This window comes from Bradyrhizobium sp. CIAT3101 (genome assembly GCF_029714945.1).
In the GTDB taxonomy this organism is placed as follows: domain Bacteria; phylum Pseudomonadota; class Alphaproteobacteria; order Rhizobiales; family Xanthobacteraceae; genus Bradyrhizobium.
This window is the reverse complement of the sequence record NZ_CP121634.1, coordinates 2,001,712-2,020,857: the sequence shown is the minus strand read 5'-3', so window position 1 is coordinate 2,020,857 and position 19,146 is coordinate 2,001,712. Positions and strand designations below refer to the sequence as shown.

Here is a 19,146-nt window from a genome sequence, read left to right as displayed (position 1 = left end):
GGGGTTACGGTCTCACGGAACGTTGCGGCCCCTCACCCGGATTGCTCAGGCGCGCAATTGCGCGCCAAAGCAATCCGACCTCTCCCCGCTGGGGAGAGGTGCACAGGCCTAGTCGCCCCACTGCGCGAAGGCGTCGTTGAAGGCGCGTTCGCCGGGGGCGCCCTTCTCGATGGCGATGATGGCACGGCGCTGGTTGGCATAGACCAGCGGCACGTCGAACCACGAGCGCTCCTTCAGGAGCTGGACGTTGCGGGCGCGGTCGGCGTCGACATTGGAGAGACCGACCAGGAAGAAGCCGTCGGTGACCTTGACGGCGAGACCCGCGAGCGGCGTGCCGCGCGCCTGCTCATTCGACTTCATCAGGATGCCCGGCACGTTGGAAACGCTGCCGCCCGGAAAGTCCGGCGGCAGGATGAAGGTCAGCTCGGCCGTGTGGCTCGCCGGCAGCGACGAGTCGGTATTGCGGCGGAACGACATCGTCATCTTGAACTTGCGGTCGGGGATCTCGATGTCGGCACGCACGGCGATGTCGGCCTTCTGGTTACCCGACGCCTTGATCGGCTCGAGCCGCCACACCACCGAACCGACATATTGCTTGCCCTTCGGGTCGGACGGATCCTCGTCATAGAGCACGACCTTCTGCGCCACCGGCGCGGCCGGCTGGTCGCTGGCCGAGGGCTGGCCGACGCGATCCGGAATCTTCGGCTTGCTCTGCGGCTGCGAGGCATCCTTCGGCGCCTCCACCACCTGGGTGGGCGAAGGCTTGAACAGATTGGTCGCGGTCTGCACCAGCTGCTTGCCCCAGAGGATGCCGGCGCCGACCAGGATCAGCACGATGCCGATGGCGATCGCGCTCTTGAACGGGAAGACCGAGCCGCTGCGCTTGGGCTTCTTGGCGCCGCGGTCGGGCGCAATGCGCGGACGCGGCGACGGCGGCTGCGGCGCGTAGCGCTCAGCCTCCTCGATCGACTCGTCATAGGAATAGGGTGCGTCGGGTTCGGCGGCGCGGTTTTCCAGGCTCGGCTCGAGCCGGTCGAATTCCGGCGAGGGCGACGGCACGTTGGCGTAGGTGCGGCGCGCGGCGCGATTGGCCTGCGCGGCGGCACCGCCGAGATCATTGACGTCGGCCGTGATGTCGCGGAAGCCGCGCACGCCCGGCGCCGGCGGCAATGGCGGCGGCGGTCCGCTGTCCTGCGGGCGGCGCGGAGGTGAGCGTCCGGCCGGCGGCTCCGGCGGGCCGGGCTGGCGCGGCGGCGCATCGAAACGAGGGGCACGGGGCGGACGCGGCGCGTCGTTCTGGTCATCGCCGCCAAGCGGCGGGCGATCGTTGCGCGGCGGCGGTGCGGCGGGACGGGCCCGTGGCGGTCCGGCCGGCTGAGGAGATGCTTGCGGAGTGTTGTCGGCCGCACGCGCACTGGCCCGGCGGAACGCATCGCCGCTGCCGCCCCCGCTGCGGGGGCCGCCACCGGGGCGCGAGGCCTCGCGGGCCCGCTGGGCGGCTTCCGATTCGACCTTGCGGACGGCCTCTTCCAGCGACAGCCGCTCGCGGGTGATCTCGGATTCGGAGAGCGGCGGCTGCACGCTGCGCAGCTGCGCGATCAGGGCCGTGCGCGCCCGTTCATAGAGCGCGCGCCGGCTTTCGCCGGGAGCGTTGGGGTCCAGGGCGGCAATAGCGCGGGCGATCAGCGGATAGTAATCAGCCATTTCTACTCAACTATACCCGCGTCCCGGTAAGAGATCGTTAAGCCTCAAACGGATTTTGCACCAGGATAGTATCTTCGCGTTCGGGGCTGGTGGAAAGCAGGGCCACCGGGCACCCGACCAATTCCTCGATCCGGCGGACATATTTGATGGCCTGGGCCGGCAGGTCGGCCCAGGACCGCGCGCCGGCGGTCGGCTCCTTCCAGCCCTCGATGGTCTCCCAGATCGGCTCGACCCGGGCCTGCGCCCCCTCGCCGGCCGGGAAATAATCGATCTCCTTGCCGTCGAGCTTGTAGCCGACGCAGACCTCGATCGAATCGAAGCCGTCGAGAATGTCGAGTTTTGTGAGTGCCAGTCCGTTGATGCCACAGGTGCGGACCGTCTGGCGGACCAGCACGGCGTCGAACCAGCCACAGCGGCGCTTGCGCCCGGTATTGACCCCGAACTCGCGGCCGCGACGGCCGATCTCCTCGCCGATCTCGTTCAGCAGCTCGGTCGGGAACGGCCCCTGACCGACGCGGGTCGTGTAGGCCTTGCAGATGCCGAGCACGTAGCCGACCCCGCTCGGACCGATGCCCGTTCCGGTCGCGGCCTGCGCCGCCACGGTGTTGGACGAGGTGACGTAGGGATAGGTGCCATGGTCGACGTCGAGCAGCGCGCCTTGCGCGCCCTCGAACAGGATGCGCTTGCCGGCACGCCGCTCGGCATCGAGCAGGCGCCACACGGTCTCCGCATAGGGCAGCAGCTGCGGCGCCAGCGCGCTCAGCTCCTTCAGGATCTCGTTGCCGTCGAACTCCGGCAAATTGAGGCCGCGACGCAGCGCGTTGTGGTGCGCCAGCAGCCGGTCGATCTTGTGCGGGAGCGTGTCGAGGTCGGCGAGGTCCATCAGGCGGATCGCGCGGCGGCCGACCTTGTCCTCATAGGCCGGACCGATGCCGCGGCGGGTGGTGCCGATCGCGGTCGCGGAATTGGACGATTCGCGAAGCGCATCGAGCTCGCGGTGCAGCGGCAGGATCAGGGTCACGCTCTCCGCGACGCGCAGATTCTCGGGGCCAACCGCGACGCCCTGGCCGCGCAGCTTGGTCACCTCGTCGAGGAAGGCCTGCGGATCGAACACGACGCCGTTGCCGATCACCGCCAGTTTCGACGGGCGCAGCACGCCCGAAGGCAACAGCGCGAGCTTGTAGGTCTCGCCGTTGATGACCAGCGTATGGCCGGCATTATGCCCGCCCTGGAAGCGCGCGACGATGTCCGCCTGCTCCGACAACCAGTCGACGATCTTGCCCTTTCCTTCGTCGCCCCACTGGGCGCCGACGACGACAACATTGGCCATTCGCGGGTAATCCTTCGAAGAATTTAGATGCGCCCAGCCCAATTCCCGGCCTGGAGCCGTTCGTATGCGGGGCAGCCAACCGGATAAAGGAAGCAGCCTCTCTAAGCAAGCAAGAACGGGGCTTTTTGAGGACCCAACGCCCGATCCAAGCCTTTGATATCCCCGGAAAATCCGGACATGTTCCCAGACCATGGGCCGACCTCGACCAAAGCGCTAGGCACAGCGTCGGCCGCTGCATGGTCGCGATGCGCCCGCCCCCGTTGATGCAGCCGCGATTTCCGTGTCTTTGAACGGTGCCGGGCTATGAGCCGGCCCGGACAGAGCCGGGCCGGCGGCCTTGGTGCAGTCCACCGCGGGGCCATAACAATCACAATGTCCGCCACCGGCCAGACCACGAGCGCCGACACATCCGGCCACAACTGGATCGCCAACCAGCCTTATCTCCTGCTCAGCATCACCGCGCTGTGCTGGGCCGGCAATGCGGTCGTGGGGCGGCTCGCCGCCGGCCATATCCCGCCGGTGACGCTGTCCTTCCTGCGCTGGACCTTCGCCTTCCTGCTGGTGCTGCCGTTCGCCTGGAAGCATCTCGCCCAGGACTGGCCCGCGATCCGCGACAAACTCGGCCTGATGATCGTGCTGTCGATCACCGGCATCGGCGCCTTCAACACCCTGCAATATTGGGCGCTGGAGCATACCCAGGCGCTCAACACCCTGCTGCTGCAGTCGGCCGCGCCGCTGGTCGTGGCGCTGTGGTCGCTGGTCATCCTCGGCATCCGCCTCACCCTTGCGCAGGCCTTCGGCGTGGCTCTTTCGATGTGCGGCGTGCTGATCATCCTGCTGCATGGCGATATCACCACGCTGTCGAACATCGCCTTCAACAAGGGCGACCTGATCTTCATCGTCGCGCTGATCATCTTCGCGCTCTATTCGGTGCTGACGCTGAAGCGGCCTCCGATCCACGGCCTGTCGTTCCTCGCCTTCACCTTCGGTGCCGGTGCGGCCTGCCTCATCCCGCTGGAGATCTGGGAATTGTCGGCGCGCCCCGTCATGAAGCTCGACGGGCCGAACCTGCTGACGCTGTTCTACGTCTCGGTGTTTCCCTCGACGCTTGCCTATCTCTGTTTCAACCGCGGCGTCCGCCTGATCGGCGCCAACCGCGCCGCACCGTTCTTCCACGTCGTGCCGGTGTTCGGCTCGATCATGGCGATGGCCTTCCTGGGCGAGCACCCGCAGGCCTTCCACTTCATCGGTTTTGCCCTGGTGCTGTCGGGCGTGTTCGTCGCGTCAAGGAAGCAGACGAGTTAATTCGTCCTGAACTTGCTGTACGCCTCGCTGGTCGCGATGATGACGTGTTCGGCGCAGCCGTTGACGCGGTGCGGATCGGCATCGCGCTCGTAGGCTTCCGACGTCATCATGTCGAGGAACGCGGTGACCGACGGATAGAACACCAGCGCGACGAAATCCCAATTGTTGCCGGCGTGCGGGCCGAGCGCGATCGTCCTGGTCTCGCCGGTCCACAGCAGCGTGCCGCCGCGCGCCCTGATCATGGGCACGGTGATCGCGCTGTAGCGCAGATACGCATCCCAGCCGGAGCCGTCACCGTCGCGCGAGCGCGCGTGGAAACGCATCAGGTTCAGCATCACCACCGGCGCATGCCGGTCGAGCTGCTCCAGGCCCACAATGTTCAACATATTGACCGCCAATGGCACCTCCTCAGGGCTCGCCTGCATTGTAGCATTGCGGCGGCGTGACTTGTCTCACGACGGCGATCCGGCGCAAGGTCGTATGTGACGCCAATGACGATCGCATCGCCCGCGCCACCTGCCTCTCACCCGGTCAGCTGGCTCAACAACCAGCCCTATCTGCTGCTCAGCCTGAGCTCGCTGTTCTGGGCCGGCAACATCGTGCTCGCGCGCCATGTCGGCGCGCATGTGCCGCCGCTGACGGTGACGACGATCCGCTGGTTCGGCGTGTTCCTGATCCTGCTGCCGTTCTCATGGCCGCATCTGAAGCGCGACTGGCCGGCCTTGCGCAAAAGCCTGCCGCTGATGCTGTTCCTGTCGCTGGTCGGCTTCGCCTTCAACAACGCGATCTCCTACTGGGCCCTGCAATATACCGAAGCGCTGAACGCGCTGCTGATCCAGTCGGCAGGTCCCCTGTTCGTGGCGCTGTGGTCGCTGGTGCTGTTCGGCGTGCGGCTGACCGGCGGTCAGCTCGCCGGCATCGCGATCTCGCTGGTCGGCGTGCTGGTCATCATCCTGCGTGGCGATCTCGCGGCGCTGGCCAGCATCTCGTTCAACAGGGGCGACATCATGTTCGCCTCCTCGCTGGTGGCGTTCGGCATCTACTCCGCCTTCATCCCGCGCCGGCCGAAAGTTCATCAGCTGTCGTTCCTGTCTTTCACCACCTGCTGTGGCGCCTTCATGCTGCTGCCGACGGCGATCTGGGAGACGTGGAGCGGCAATGTCATGCAATTCGACACGGTGACGCTGCTGACGCTCGGCTACATCCTGATCTTCCCTTCGACGCTCGCCTATCTGTTCTTCAACCGCGGCGTCGCGCTGATCGGGCCGAACCGTGCCGCGCCGTTCTTTCATCTGGTGCCCGTGTTCGGCTCGGCGATGGCGATCCTGCTGCTCGGCGAAAAGCTCCAGCCGTTTCACCTGATCGGCTACGCGCTGGTGCTCGCCGGCGTCGTGATCGCCTCGCGCCAGGGCTCGGCCGTGAAGTAATTCCGCGGAGCGGACGCGGTGCGCTCGCTACCGTCTTCCGGTTTTGATGTGGACCGGCTAGGTTCCCCGCCAACGAAAAAGAGGGAACGTCCGAACATGCTGTCATCGCTCATGCGCGCCTTGCGCACCGTCGGCGCCGCCGTGCTGTGTCTTGCTGCCGCATCCGCCGCGCAGGCCGATAATTGGCCGAGCCGCAACATCACGCTGGTGCTGCCGTTTGCGGCCGGCAGCGGCACCGACACCACGACGCGGCTGATCTCGCAGCATTTGTCGCAGGCGCTCGGCGTCGGCATCGTGATCGAGAACAAGGCGGGCGCCAACGGCATGATCGCGGCGACCTATGTCGCGCGCGCGGCGCCCGACGGCTACACGCTGCTGGTGACCACCAACACGACCCATTCGGCCAATCCCTATCTGCTCAAGAGCCTGACCTACGATCCGGTGAAGGATTTCACCCCGATCGCGCGCACCGGCGATCTGCCCTTCATGCTGGTGATCCACCCCGACGTGCCGGCCAAGACCGTCGCCGAGCTCGTCGCCTACGGCAAGGCCAATCCGGGCAAGCTGAGCTACGCCTCGGGCTCGTCCTCGGCGATCGTGTCGGGCGCGACCTTCGCGCACAATGCGGGGCTCGACCTCTTGCACGTGCCCTACAAGAGCTCGCCGCCGGCGCTCAACGACGTCATGGGCGGCCGCGTCTCGATGATGTTCGTCGACATCCTGACCGGCCTGCCGCATGTCCAGGGCAACGCGCTGCGCGCGCTCGCCGTCACCACCAAGGACCGCACGCCGCTGATCCCCAGTCTTCCCTCGATGCAGGAGGCCGGCGTGCCTGATTTCGACATCTCGTCATGGCAGGGTTATTTCGGCCCGGCCGGCATGCCGAAGGAGATCGTGACGCGGCTCAACGCCGAGATCCGCAAGATCGTCGAGAAGCCGGAGATCAAGGCCCAGCTCGCCACGCTCGGCATGGACGCGTTCTCCGGCACGCCGGAACAGCTCGGCACGTTCGTGAACGAGCAGCTGGTGCTGTGGGAGCGGCTGATTCGGGATGCCGGGATCGAGAAGCAGTAGGGCTCTCGTACGACGATCACGTAGGGTGGGCGAAGCGAAGCGTGCCCACGGAAACTTCATCGCGCACTCAAAACGAAAAGGTGGGCACGACGCTTTCGCGTCTTTGCCCACCCTACGAATTCAGCGCCAAGAACTTCGGCGCCAAGAACTTCGGCGCCAAGAACTCAGCGCAAGAATTTACGCCGCGCGCACCTTGGCGAGGAAGCCGTCCACCGCGCTGCGCAGCGCGCCGGACTGGCTGTCGAGCTCGCGGGCGTTGGTCAGCACGTCGCTGGCCGCACTGCCGGTCGCTTCCGCGGCCGAAGTGACGCTGCCGATATTGGCGTTGATCTCGTTCGAGCCGGCCGCGACCGACTGGATGTTGCGGGCGATCTCGCGGGTGGCCTCGCCCTGCTGCTCGATCGAGGCCGAAATGCCGGCGGTGATCTCGCTCATCTCGGCGATGGTCTGGGTGATGCCGCCGATCGCTGCGACCGCATCGCTGGTCGAGGTCTGCATCGCCGCCACTTGCGCGGAGATTTCCTCGGTGGCCTTGGCGGTCTGGTTGGCCAGCGCCTTGACCTCGGAGGCGACGACGGCGAAGCCGCGGCCGGATTCACCGGCACGTGCCGCCTCGATGGTGGCGTTGAGCGCGAGCAGATTGGTCTGCGCTGCGATCGAATGAATGAGCTTGACGACCTCGCCGATCTTCTCGGCACCGGTCGAGAGCTCCTGCACCGTGGCGTTGGTACGCTCGGCGTCGCTGACGGCGCGGCTCGCCACTTCGGTCGAGCGCGTCACCTGGCGGGAAATTTCCGCAACCGAGCTCGACAGCTCTTCGGCGGCCGCCGCAACCGTGCCGACATTGCCGGACGCCTTCGACGAGGCCGCACCGACCGTCGCCGCGCGCGACGAGGCGTCGCTGGCGGTTGCGGTCATCGACTGCGCCGTCGACTGCATGCCGGCCGCGGCCGAGGAGACCGAGCGGACGATGCCGTTGACGCTGCGTTCGAAGTCGTTGGCGATATTTTCCATCGCGCTGCGACGCTCCGCCGCGGCACGGTCCTTGGCCGCCGCATCGGTCTGCTCGAGGTCGCGGATGCGAACGGCGTTGTCCTTGAAGATCTGGACGGTCGCAGCCATCGCGCCGACCTCGTCGCCACGACCGACGCCGGGGATGTCGCCCTCGAGCTTGCCGTCGGCAAGATCCTTCATGCGCGTGCCGAGCAGCGCCAGCGGACGGCTGATGCTGCGGCCGAGCAGCCAGGCAACGCTGCCGGCGACGATGACGATGCCGAGCATGGCAAGGCCGAGCAGCCAGTAGACCGGGCCCATCTTCTGGTCGATGTCCTCGAGATAGGCGCCGGTGCCGAGATACATGTCGAAGCCGGGAACGGCGACGGCGTAACCGATCTTGCGGATCGGCGTTTCCTGGCCGGGCTTCACATATTCATAGTACAGCAGGATCGAGCCGTTGGCCTTGACGCCGTCCATCAGTTCGACCGACAGCTTGCGGCCGTTGGTCACGACGTCCATGCGGTTGGTGCCGATCTGCTTCGGATCGGGTGCGAGCTGGGTGATGCCGTCATAGGATGTGCCGAACAGATAACCCGAGCCGTTGTCATAGGTCATCGAATTGCCGTAGCGGCGAAGCTCGGCCATGGCCGCATCCTTCGTCAGCTCGCCGGCATCGACGCGCTTCTTCAGCGCGGCTGCATAGTTGCGACCGAGATCGACGATCGCCTTGGTCTGGTCGATGCGGGCGTCGACCATGGCGCGCTTCATCAGGTAACCGGCCAGGACTCCGGAGATGCACAGGCCGAACAAGGTGACGCCGACGAGAATGCCAAGCTTGGGCGCGATTTTCAGATTGCTCAACTTCACGGGGTGGGCTCCGGAAAAAAGGGATGCGGGCGCGCGAGTGAATCGATCGAAATTGAATCAACTTTTAGTGTGAGACCCCTTAGCAAGTTACTTACGTGCCTCCGTAGAAGCCCGTACGATGCCGGGATTTCGGCAAATATTCGCCGGATCGACAACCGGGAATTGTACGCGACCGGATCGATTTCGCGTAAAAGACGCAAAGGCCCGATCGAGAAGGCCGGGTCGCAACAAGAACCGACAAACCAAATCGGGAGCAGGAAATGCCGAAATACAGGGTGGTGACGCCGAAGGGCGCGAGTTTCACGGTCGCGGGCAGCGATTACTCCTACGAGCGCGAAGCGCTCGATCCGATCGATGCCGAGATCGTCGAGGCACCGGCCAACGAGGCGGAGTTCATCGCCGCCGCCAGGAATGCCGATGCGATCTACGCCAAGGGCATCCCGATCACCAAATCGATCATCGACACTCTCGAGAACTGCAAGGTCATCACGCTCGGTTCCGTCGGCGTCGACAGCGTCGATGTGAAGGCCGCGACCGCGCGCGGCATTCCCGTCACCAACATCCCCGACACCTTCATCGAGGAGGTCGCCGACCATGCCATGATGCTGCTACTCGCCGGCTTCCGCCGCCTGGTCGAGCAGGACAAGATGGTGCGCAGCGGCCGCTGGGCCGAGGGCAGGCCTGCGCTCCTGAAGGTTCCGCGGCTGATGGGCCAGACGCTCGGCTTCATCTCGTTCGGCCGCGTCGCGCGTGCGGTTGCGAAGCGCGCCGCGCCGTTCGGCCTGCGCATGATGGCCTATGATCCCTTCATCCAGGAAACGCTGATGTGGGACCACGGCGTCATCCCGGCGACGCTGAACGAGGTGCTGTCGCAATCCGACTTCGTCTCGATGCATGCACCTGCCCGGCCCGAGGTGCATCACATGCTGACCGAGAAGCATTTTCGGCAGATGAAGAAGGGCTCGATCTTCATCAACACCGGGCGCGGCGCGACCGTGGATGAGGAGAGCCTGATCAAGGCGCTACAGGAGGGCTGGATCGCGCATGCCGCGCTCGACGTGCTGGAGAAGGAACCGCCGTCGCACAACAACCCCATCCTGGGCATGGAGAACGTGACCCTGACCGCCCATGTCGCCTCGGCCTCGGCACGGTTCGACGAGGCGCGCAAGCGCCGCGTGGGCTACGAATTGTCACTGGTGCTTCAGGGCATGTGGCCGGTAAGCTGTGTCAATCCGTCGGTGCTGCAAGACACCGCGCTCCGCCGCTGGCAGCCCGTCGGCATGGATCGCGGCCCGAACAGCTAAGGCGGCCGGCCGCAAATCGCGCGCCGAAAGAACGAAACGGCCCTTCACCGGCGATCAACGCCGGGAAGGGAGACATCATAGGGAGGAACTGATGAGGAACGACATCACACGTCGTGATGCCTTGGCGCTGGGCCTGTCTGCTGCGACGTTCGCCGCCACTGGTGCTGCAGCGCAAACATCGAACATCAAGGCCGCCGACGTCCCCGCGCCGAAACTGCCGATCGAGAAGGGCGCAAGCTTGCGCATGCTGCGGCCGGTGCGCTTCGTCCAGGCCGACGAGGACGTGTTCCGCGCCAATGCGGCCAAGTTTACCAAAGAGACCGGCGTCGAGGTCAAGGTCGATTTCGTCGGCTGGGAGGACATCAACCAGCAGACCGCGGTCACCGCCAATTCCGGCGCCGGCCCCGACATCATCATCGGCTTCTCCGACGCACCGCACATCTATATCGACAAGCTGATCGAGCTGACCGACGTCGCCGATTACGCCGGCAAGCGTTACGGTGGCTGGCTGCCGCTGGCGCAGCGTTACGGCAAGAAGAACAAGAGCGACACCTGGATCGGACTGCCGTTCGGTGCGACCGCCGGTCCGCTGATCTACCGCAAGTCGATCCTGCAATCGGTCGGTTTCGACAAGGTGCCGGAAGACCATGCCGGCATCCTCGATCTCTGCCAGAAGCTGCAAAAGGCCGGCAAGCCGGCGGGCTTCGCGCTCGGCAACGCCAAGGGCGACGGCAACGGCTTTGCGAGCTGGGCGCTGTGGTCGCACAATGCCGCCCTGCTCAACGAAGAGGGCGACGTCACCATCAACAGCAAGGAGACGATTGCCGCGCTGAACTGGGTCAAGCAGCTCTACCCGACCTTCATCGCCGGCACGACCTCGTGGAACGACGTCAGCAACAACCGCGCCTATGCCGCGCAGGAGATCGCGCTGACCGCCAACGGCGTCTCGCTGTATTTCTCGCTGAAGAACGACCCCGCGACCAAGGCGATCGCCGACGACAGCGAGCATCAGCTGCTGCCGAAGGGCGTGGCCAAGGTCTCGCCGATGGCGGGCCTGACGCTGAATGCCATGGTGTTCAAGCACAGCCAGTACCCCAACGCCGCAAAGGCCTTCCTGCAATTCATGCTGGAGAAGGACCAGTACGAGCCGTGGCTCAACGCCAACTCCGGCTACTGGGCGCAGCCGCTCGCGGCCTATGCCGAGGCCGCCGTGTGGTCGCAGGATCCGAAGGTGAAGCTGTTCAAGGACACCATGAACAGCACCTATTACGACGGCTATGCGGGCCCGATCTCGACGGCGACCGGTGCGGTCAGCGCCGACTACGTGCTGATCCAGATGTTCGCGTCGGTTGCGACCGGCGCGGCCACACCGGAGGCCGCCGCCGCAGAAGCCGAGCAGCGCTGCAAGCGGTATTTTAGGCGGCAGAAGTAAGACAGAGCGACCGCCATTGCGAGGAGTGAAACGACGAAGCAATCCAGACTGCGGCTGCAGAGACAGACTGGATTGCTTCGCTTCGCTCGCAATGACGGGTGTGGTGACCTTCAACGACAGGACAACGCCCTGATGTCCGTGACCACCCTCTCCTCACCCGTACTGGTGCAGCGGCAACCGAACTGGCTGGTGCGCCTGTTCGACTACAAGCCGTTCCTGGTCGTGATGTGCCTCGCACCCGCGATCGGGCTGCTCGCGGTCTTCCTGACCTATCCACTCGGGCTCGGCCTCTGGCTCGCCTTCACCGACACCACGATCGGACGGAAGGGCGAGTTCATAGGCCTGGAGAACTTCCAGTACCTGCTCACCGATCCCTTGTGGTGGAACGCGGTGTTCTACAGCGTGGTCTATACGGGCATCGCGACCTTCGGAAAGTTCGCGCTCGGCTTCTGGCTCGCGCTGCTGCTCAATAACCATTTTCCGTTCAAGAGCCTGCTGCGCGCGATCATCCTGCTGCCCTGGATCGTGCCGACGGTGCTGTCGGCGCTGGCGTTCTGGTGGATCTACGATCCGCAATTCTCGATCATCTCTTATCTTCTGGTCGATGTGCTGCATTGGCGCACGACCAATATCGACTTCCTCGGCTCGCCCTGGCCGGCGCGGTTCTCGCTGATCGCGGCCAATATCTGGCGCGGCATTCCCTTCGTCGCGATCTCGCTGCTGGCGGGCCTGCAGACCATCTCGCCCTCGCTCTACGAAGCCGCCATGCTCGACGGCGCCAGCGCCTGGCAGCGCTTCCGCTACATCACCTTCCCGATGATGATGCCGATCCTCGCCATCGTCATGACCTTCTCGATCATCTTCACCTTCACCGACTTCCAGCTGGTCTACGCCATCACCCGTGGCGGGCCGGGCAACTCGACGCATCTGCTGGCGACGCTGGCGTTCCAGCGCGGCATCGCCGGCGGCGAGCTCGGCGAAGGCGCGGCCATCGCGGTGTCGATGATCCCGTTCCTGGTGTTCGCGACGCTGTTTTCCTATTTCGGCCTGGCGCGCCGCAAGTGGCAACAGGGAGAGGCCAATGACTGATACCGTCGCCCAACCCTCCGCCGTCGCGGACGCAAAAGCGGCACCCGACACCATGGCCTGGGATTCCGGGCTGCGCCGGCTGATGATGATCTATCTGCCGCTCGGCTGCTTCGTGCTGATCCTGCTGTTTCCGTTCTATTGGATGGCGATCACGTCGTTCAAGCCGAACGCCGAGCTGATGAACTACAAGGAGCACAATCCGTTCTGGATCACCTCGCCGACGCTGGCGCACATCAAGCACCTGTTATTCGACACCGCCTATCCGCGCTGGCTGTGGACGACGATGCTGGTCGCGGTCGGCTCGACCACGCTGTCGCTGATCGCGAGCACGCTGGCGGCCTACGCAATCGAGCGGCTGCGCTTCCGCGGCAGTCCGTATGTCGGCCTCGGCATCTATCTCGCCTATCTCGTGCCGCCGTCGATCCTGTTCATCCCGCTCGCGACCGTGGTGGTGCAGTTCGGCCTGTTCGACTCGCCGCTGGCCCTGATCCTGGTCTATCCGACCTTCCTGGTACCGTTCTGCACCTGGCTGCTGATCGGCTATTTCAAGTCGATCCCCTACGAGCTCGAGGAATGCGCGCTGGTCGACGGCGCGACGCGGCTGCAGATCCTGCGGCGGATCACGCTGCCGCTCGCGGTGCCCGGACTGATCTCGGCCGGCATCTTCTCGTTTACGCTGTCCTGGAACGAGTTCATCTACGCGCTCGCCTTCATCCAGAGCGGCGCCAACAAGACCGTGCCGGTCGCGATCCTGACCGAGCTCGTCACCGGCGACGTCTATCAGTGGGGCGCGCTGATGGCGGGCTCGCTGCTCGGCTCACTGCCGGTTGCGATTTTCTACTCGCTGTTCGTGGACTATTACGTGTCTTCGCTGACCGGCGCGGTGAAGGAGTAACGGGCCACCGCAAGCGTAAGCGATCGTGCGGTCCTGATAGACTGTGGTCTGCCCCGGTCGCACCTTGCCGCGGCAACGGCGGAGCGACCGTGGCCGCAATTGTCCTCGCTCCAGAAAGCGAGCATCACATGGGATCGCCAAAGCTCCAGTCAATGTCCCGACGCGGCTTCTGCCTGTGCTGCGTCGGCGGCGCCGCGTTCGCCGCAACGGGGGGATGGCTCAGCCCGCGGCAGGCCTACGCAGAAGCGCGCGGCCTCGTCAGCCTGATCAAGGACAGCGCGGCGACATCCCCGATCAAGACCTACAAGCTGCGCAACAATATCAGCGCGCTCGAGGGATCCGGCGGCAACATCGCCGTCCTCACCGGACCGGACGGCAAGCTTCTGGTCGATGCCGGCATCGGCGTCTCGCGCCCACAGCTCAGCAAGGCGCTTGCCGAACTCGGCGGCGAGCCGATCGCGCATCTGATCAACACACACTGGCACTTCGATCATGCCGACGGCAATGAATGGCTGAGCGCTGCCGGCGCGAAGATCCTCGCCCACGAAAACACCCGCAAGCATCTTTCCGTCGTTCAACGGGTCGAAGACTGGGACTACAATTTCCTTGCGTTGCCCGCCAGCGCGGTGCCGGCCGAGGTCTTCACCAAGGAGCAGAACCTCAAGCTCAACGGAGCGTCGATCGCGCTGAGATATTACGGGCCCGCCCACACCGACGGCGACATCTCGGTCATGTTCGCCGAGGCCAATATTCTGCATGCCGGCGACACCTTCTGGAACGGCATCTATCCCTTCATCGACCATTCGACCGGCGGCAGCATTGACGGCATGATTGCGGCCTCCGATGCCAATCTGGCAGCAGCCAACAACGACACCATCATCATCCCCGGTCACGGCAAGCCCGTCAGCAACAAGGCCGAGCTTCAGGGCTTCCGCGACATGCTGGTCGCTATCAGGGACAATGTCGGCAATCTCAAGAAGCAGGGAAAGACACGCGACGAAACGGTTGCGGCCAAGCCAACCGCCGCGTTCGATGCGAAGTGGGGACAGTTCCTCGTCGACCCCGGCTTCTTCACCAGACTGGTCTACGAAACCGCGTGAGATGCCGCGTGCGGTAAGGGAATAAACCGCGCCTGCGGCGTTTGGCCCGGCTTCACAAAACTGCAATATGCGATCCGCATAAGGCGTCGTCCGCTAACAGGAGACGCACATGCGCGCGACTTTTCTCTGCACCGTCGCAACGATCGTTCTTACCGCGAGCACCGCGCTCGCACAGAGCGAGGGTGAATTCCCGGCCAAGCTCGCCGGCCACGTGGTGATGCCGGCTGCGACCTTCATCGATGCCCCGGCCGATGCGCCGGCCGATCTCAAGACCTCGGGAAAATACACCACCGGCAAGCGCGTCGACGCGCTCGGCACCGTGATGGGCAAATCCTTCGAACGTTCGACCGGCGTCTCGCTGCCGTTCAAGGGGCAGCCGCTGCAGGGCCATTCCGGCATCAAGAAGATGCCCGACGGCAGCTTCTGGGTCATCACCGACAACGGCATGGGCGCGCGCGCCAATTCGATGGACTCGATGCTGTACCTGAACCACTACAAGATGGATTGGGCGGGCGGCAAGATCGAGCGCGAAGGGACCGTCTTCCTGCACGACCCCGACAAGAAGGTACCGTTCCGCATCGTCCACGAGGACACCGAGAAGCGCTATCTCACCGGCGCCGATTTCGACACCGAGGGCTTCCAGATCATCGGCGACACCTTCTGGATCGGCGACGAGTTCGGCCCCTACGTCCTGAAGGCCGACAAGACCGGCAAGATCCTCGCCGTGTTCGAGACCATCGCCGACGGCAAGCCGGTGCGCTCGCCCGACCATTGGGCGGTGGCGACACCGGGCGCGCCGGGCGCGACCTACACCAACGTCAATCTCCGCCGCTCCAAGGGCTTTGAAGGCTTTGCCTCGTCGAAGGACGGCAAATTCCTCTACGGTCTGCTCGAGGGCCCGCTGTGGGATGCCGACAAGAAGGATTGGGAGCGGGTCGACGGCAAGGAAGCCTCCCGCATCCTCGAATTCGACGTCGCCGCCGAAAAATTCACCGGCCGCTACTGGCAGTATGTGTTCGAGCAGAACGGCAACGCCATCGGCGACTTCAACATGATTGATCCCTCCGCCGGCCTCGTCATCGAGCGCGACAACGGCGAAGGCACGCCCGACAAGGCCTGCCCGGCGGGCACGCGCGGCGAGAACTGCTTCCCTGATGTCGCCAAGTTCAAGCGCGTCTACAAGATCGAGCTCAACGACGCCAATGTCGGCAAGCCCGTGCGCAAGATCGGCTATATCGACCTCATGAAGATCCAGGATCCCGACAAGAAGGCGCGCAAGCCGCTCAATGACGGCGTCTACACCTTCCCGTTCTTCACCATCGAGAACGTCGATCGCGTCGACGACACCCACATCATCGTCGGCAACGACAACAACCTGCCGTTCTCGTCGAGCCGCGATCCCAACAAGGCCGACGACGACGAGTTCATGCTGCTCGACGTCGCCGACTTCCTGAAGGCGAAGTGAGGCTCTCACGCGCTACAAACTCCGCTGTCGTCCCGGCGAACGCCGGGACCCATAGCCACAGGGTGGAGTCGTAGCGCGAGATGGTGGTGGCGAATCTTCGCCAAACCCGGTCCTGTGGTTATGGGTCCCGGATCTGCGCTTGCGCTTGTCCGGGACGACAGCTGGGTTTGTGGCGACGGCTCGTTACCTCACCGTAAACTCCACCGGAATCGAAAAGCTCATCGAGCCGTTCTTGATCTCGTCCGGGATCGGCGGAAACGGCGAGGCCTGGCGGACCATCGACATGGCCTGCGCGTCGAAGGCGGCGACGCCAGACGAGCCGCCAAGACGGCTCGATGTCACCTGCCCGCTGCGGCTGATGCTGAAGCTGAGCCTTGCGACGCCACGCTGGCCGTTGCCGCCGGACGGATAGGAATGGAAGCGCATCAGATGTGCGCGAACCCGCTGATTGTAGGACGCGATCGCTGACGCCACGGCGCCCGCGCTGACGGCCGATGCCATCGGCGCCTCGCGCTCGGCACGCGGCGGCGCGCTGGTCCGCGGTGCGGGCGTCGCGTCCGAGGGCTTTTTCGCCTCGCGACGAACCACCTTCGGCTTCTCCAGTGCAGGCTTTTCGACCGGCACGATCTTCGCGGGCTCAGGTTTGGCCGGCGTCGGTTCCAATTTCTGCTCCGGCGACGCCACCACGTCCGGCTTCTCTTGCGGCGGCGTCGGCGCGATTGTCTCCTCGACGGCCTGCTGCCGCACGGGCTCCGGTGGCGAGGCGTCGGCCTCCTGCATAACTGGTCCCGGCGCGACCTCGTCTTGCGTCGATTGCGGCGCCGACGTCATCGGCGCCATGTCGACCATGATCGCCGGCAGGGTGACGCCCTGCTCCGGCTGCGACCTGAGCCAGTGCATCGTGAGCAGCGCGGCAGCGATATGCAACGTGACGATGACAGCGGCCGATACGCTCCAGCGCGTCGTTTCACGCTCGCCAAGCGGCTGATGCAGCGCAAAGGCGTTGGCCGTGGTCATCAACTGCGTCCGTCGAGGCCGACGAGGGCGACCTTGAGATAGCCGGCATTGCGCAAGGTGTTCATCACCTCCATCAGGTCGCCATAGGAAACGGCCTTGTCGGCGCGCAGATAGATGCGCTCGTCCTTGCGTCCCTTGGTGGCGGCGTCGAGCGAGGTGCCAAGCGCGTCGCGGGCCACGACGTCTTCGCCGACGGCGATCGCGAGATCCGGCTTCACCGTGACGAAAACCGGCTTGTCCGGCCGTGGTGCCGGCTCGGCGGCCGTCGCCGGCAGCTCGACGCCGATGTCGACGGTGGCGAGTGGGGCTGCCACCATGAAGATGATCAGCAGCACCAGCATCACGTCGATGAACGGCGTGACATTGATCTCATTGACGACGTCGAGATCGCCAGGGTCGCCGCGCCTGAGCGGGGATCCCATACGTGCGCCGAGCTTCGCGGCCATGGCCTACTCCGCCGCCCGCGCCAGGCGGAAGTCCCTGTGATCGCGCTGCCGGCTCACCAGCAGCATCAGCTGCGCGGATGCGTCAGCGAGCAAGGCACGATGATTGGCGATGCCGCGGACCAGGTGATTGTAGATCACGACCGCCGGAATTGCGGCGACGAGACCGAGCGCGGTGGCGAGCAGCGCCTCCGCGATACCGGGTGCGACCACGGCGAGGCTCGTGGTGTGGCTCTCCGAGATGCCGATGAAGGCATTCATGATGCCCCAGACGGTGCCGAACAGGCCGACGAACGGCGCCGTGGCGCCGATGGTCGCGAGCACGCCGGTGCCGCGCGCAATCTGTCGCGACATCGCCGCCTCGACCCGCTCGAGCCGCAATGCCACGCGCTCCTGCAGGCCGTCGTCGACGATGCCGCCTGACAGCTCCGCCTCTTTTGCGCAGGACTGGATGAGCTGCGCCACCGCATCGTGCGCGTCCCCCGCACGCTCGGCCGCCTCGGCCAGCTTCATGTTGCCTTCGAGCGCACGCGTCCGCTGCACGGCCAGCGCGCTCTTGCGGCGCAGCTCGATGGTCTTGGCGAGCCACACCGTCCAGGTCACCAGCGAGGCGCAGGCCAGCCCGATCATCACCGCCTTCACGACGATGTCGGCGCCGACGAACATGCCCCACGGCGACAGATTGCGCGGCAGCAGCGCCTCATCGATCGCGAAGGCCGGTGTCGGCGCGAGCGCCAGCGCGATGGTTGCGATCACATGCCGAAGCCGAAGATTGCCCTGCATCCTGATCTCCTGAATGACGTTACACCGCGATCCGGTCCGCCAGCTGCCGGAACCGTTGCAGCTGGTCCGCACGCAACGCCCGGGTCTCGTCACGACCGACGAACACCTTGAACATGATGCCGCCGTCGGCATTGATGAAGGCGGCGAAGGCGGACGACTTGCCCATGAAGGGCCGCTCGACGAAGGCGATGCCGGCGCAACGCTCGTGGCGGACATGGCCGTGCAGGCCCTTCGGCTGCATCAGGTTGAAATAGCCGCGGCCGATCTCGCCAGCCGGAATGCTGCCGGTGAACTCGAAGATCGCGTCATCCGTGTGGACGATCAGCGTGACCTCGCCCCATGCGGCGATGTCCTGCATCGCGGCGGCGAAATGCTCGCCACCGCCCATGCGCAGCATCGACAACGGCAGCGCCTCGATCACGGCGCGCGGCGTGACCTTGCGCTCGCGCGCGACGTCCTCGATGACCGCGCCGGGATTATCGGCCATGTACGCCCTGAGATCGGCGAGATCGGTGCTCAGCATGTCCGGCTCCTCATCTGCGCCGCCTTAGGCCGCCGCAGCCTTGCGCTCGCTCTGGATCACCTCAAACCCCTCGAACTTGGGATGACCGAGATAGAGGCTCTCGCCGGTCTGATTGTCGGCGCGCGCATGGGCGCGGCGAAACTGGTCCGAGCGGGTCCAGGCTTCGAACGCGGCCTTGTCGACCCAAAGCGTGTGCGACGAATAGAGCGTGTGGTCCTCGGCTTCAGGGCCCTTCAAGAGATGAAACTCGACGAAGCCCGGCATGCTGCCGAGATAGGATTCGCGGGTGGCCCAGACGGTTTCGAACGCGGTCTCCGCGCCCTTCTTCACCTGGAACCGGTTCATGGCGATGAACATAAGTGTCTCTCCTTCTCATTGAAACGAATACACGC

At 65.2% G+C, this 19,146-nt stretch carries 18 protein-coding genes; 9 read left to right on the top strand and 9 right to left on the bottom strand.

Going from position 1 to position 19,146, the window contains the following annotated elements:
* Positions 1 to 108 precede the first annotated feature (108 nt).
* Positions 109 to 1,704 (bottom strand): hypothetical protein, encoded by a 1,596-nt coding sequence (locus QA645_RS09380; protein WP_283049784.1) that lies wholly within the window; start codon positions 1,702 to 1,704, stop codon positions 109 to 111.
* 37 nt (positions 1,705 to 1,741) lie between these two features.
* Positions 1,742 to 3,034 (bottom strand): adenylosuccinate synthase, encoded by a 1,293-nt coding sequence (locus QA645_RS09375; RefSeq protein ID WP_254133810.1) that lies wholly within the window; start codon positions 3,032 to 3,034, stop codon positions 1,742 to 1,744.
* A gap of 372 nt (positions 3,035 to 3,406) precedes the next feature.
* Between QA645_RS09375 and QA645_RS09370 the strand changes: the two genes are divergently transcribed.
* Positions 3,407 to 4,339 carry a DMT family transporter gene (locus tag QA645_RS09370; protein WP_254133811.1) on the top strand — a complete coding sequence of 311 codons (933 nt, stop codon included), beginning with the start codon at positions 3,407 to 3,409 and terminating at the stop codon, positions 4,337 to 4,339.
* Here the strand turns inward: QA645_RS09370 and QA645_RS09365 are convergent.
* Positions 4,336 to 4,725: a DUF1330 domain-containing protein gene (locus QA645_RS09365; protein ID WP_283049781.1), complete on the bottom strand. Its 390-nt coding sequence runs from the start codon at positions 4,723 to 4,725 to the stop codon at positions 4,336 to 4,338. The two genes, QA645_RS09370 and QA645_RS09365, sit on opposite strands and share 4 nt — an antisense overlap.
* Positions 4,726 to 4,830: 105 nt before the next feature.
* Here QA645_RS09365 and QA645_RS09360 point away from each other — a divergent pair, with 105 nt between their 5' ends.
* Both QA645_RS09360 and QA645_RS09355 read left to right on the top strand, forming a co-directional pair.
* On the top strand, positions 4,831 to 5,766 hold the full coding sequence (locus tag QA645_RS09360; RefSeq protein WP_283049779.1) for a DMT family transporter: 936 nt from the start codon (positions 4,831 to 4,833) through the stop codon (positions 5,764 to 5,766).
* Between the two features lie 96 nt (positions 5,767 to 5,862).
* Positions 5,863 to 6,840, top strand: a complete 978-nt coding sequence (locus tag QA645_RS09355) for a tripartite tricarboxylate transporter substrate binding protein (RefSeq protein ID WP_254133814.1) — start codon at positions 5,863 to 5,865, stop codon at positions 6,838 to 6,840.
* 177 nt (positions 6,841 to 7,017) lie between these two features.
* Here QA645_RS09355 and QA645_RS09350 read toward each other — a convergent pair whose 3' ends face one another.
* The gene (locus QA645_RS09350; protein WP_254133815.1) at positions 7,018 to 8,703 is read right to left on the bottom strand and encodes a methyl-accepting chemotaxis protein; all 1,686 of its coding nucleotides are present in this window, start codon (positions 8,701 to 8,703) and stop codon (positions 7,018 to 7,020) included.
* A 260-nt stretch (positions 8,704 to 8,963) separates the two neighbouring features.
* On the opposite strand from QA645_RS09350, the gene QA645_RS09345 reads away from it, so the two are divergent.
* The 6 genes from QA645_RS09345 (at position 8,964) to QA645_RS09320 (ending at position 15,988) form a co-directional block, all read left to right on the top strand.
* A complete protein-coding gene (locus tag QA645_RS09345; protein ID WP_254133816.1) occupies positions 8,964 to 10,007 on the top strand; it encodes a C-terminal binding protein in 1,044 nt (347 codons plus the stop codon).
* A 91-nt stretch (positions 10,008 to 10,098) separates the two neighbouring features.
* Positions 10,099 to 11,439, top strand: a complete 1,341-nt coding sequence (locus QA645_RS09340; RefSeq protein ID WP_283049775.1) for an extracellular solute-binding protein — start codon at positions 10,099 to 10,101, stop codon at positions 11,437 to 11,439.
* A 132-nt stretch (positions 11,440 to 11,571) separates the two neighbouring features.
* The gene (locus QA645_RS09335; protein ID WP_283049774.1) at positions 11,572 to 12,528 is read left to right on the top strand and encodes a sugar ABC transporter permease; all 957 of its coding nucleotides are present in this window, start codon (positions 11,572 to 11,574) and stop codon (positions 12,526 to 12,528) included.
* Positions 12,521 to 13,423 (top strand): carbohydrate ABC transporter permease, encoded by a 903-nt coding sequence (locus QA645_RS09330; protein WP_283049772.1) that lies wholly within the window; start codon positions 12,521 to 12,523, stop codon positions 13,421 to 13,423. The genes QA645_RS09335 and QA645_RS09330 overlap by 8 nt, the downstream gene beginning before the upstream one ends.
* A gap of 128 nt (positions 13,424 to 13,551) precedes the next feature.
* On the top strand, positions 13,552 to 14,523 hold the full coding sequence (locus QA645_RS09325; protein ID WP_283053146.1) for an MBL fold metallo-hydrolase: 972 nt from the start codon (positions 13,552 to 13,554) through the stop codon (positions 14,521 to 14,523).
* Positions 14,524 to 14,632: 109 nt separating this feature from the next.
* A complete protein-coding gene (locus tag QA645_RS09320) occupies positions 14,633 to 15,988 on the top strand; it encodes an esterase-like activity of phytase family protein (protein ID WP_254195204.1) in 1,356 nt (451 codons plus the stop codon).
* A gap of 183 nt (positions 15,989 to 16,171) precedes the next feature.
* Here QA645_RS09320 and QA645_RS09315 read toward each other — a convergent pair whose 3' ends face one another.
* Genes QA645_RS09315 through QA645_RS09295 form a run of 5 tightly spaced genes read right to left on the bottom strand, consistent with a single transcriptional unit; the run spans position 16,172 to position 19,111 of the window.
* Positions 16,172 to 17,005 carry an energy transducer TonB gene (locus QA645_RS09315; protein WP_283049768.1) on the bottom strand — a complete coding sequence of 278 codons (834 nt, stop codon included), beginning with the start codon at positions 17,003 to 17,005 and terminating at the stop codon, positions 16,172 to 16,174.
* The gene (gene exbD, locus QA645_RS09310; protein WP_283049766.1) at positions 17,005 to 17,451 is read right to left on the bottom strand and encodes a TonB system transport protein ExbD; all 447 of its coding nucleotides are present in this window, start codon (positions 17,449 to 17,451) and stop codon (positions 17,005 to 17,007) included. The genes QA645_RS09315 and exbD overlap by 1 nt, the downstream gene beginning before the upstream one ends.
* 3 nt (positions 17,452 to 17,454) lie before the next feature.
* Positions 17,455 to 18,231, bottom strand: a complete 777-nt coding sequence (gene exbB / locus QA645_RS09305) for a tonB-system energizer ExbB (RefSeq protein WP_283049764.1) — start codon at positions 18,229 to 18,231, stop codon at positions 17,455 to 17,457.
* Between the two features lie 19 nt (positions 18,232 to 18,250).
* Positions 18,251 to 18,754: a heme utilization cystosolic carrier protein HutX gene (hutX, locus tag QA645_RS09300; RefSeq protein ID WP_283049762.1), complete on the bottom strand. Its 504-nt coding sequence runs from the start codon at positions 18,752 to 18,754 to the stop codon at positions 18,251 to 18,253.
* A 24-nt stretch (positions 18,755 to 18,778) separates the two neighbouring features.
* Complete coding sequence (locus QA645_RS09295; RefSeq protein ID WP_254133825.1) at positions 18,779 to 19,111, bottom strand: antibiotic biosynthesis monooxygenase; 333 nt, start codon at positions 19,109 to 19,111, stop codon at positions 18,779 to 18,781.
* Between the last annotated feature and the right edge of the window lie 35 nt (positions 19,112 to 19,146).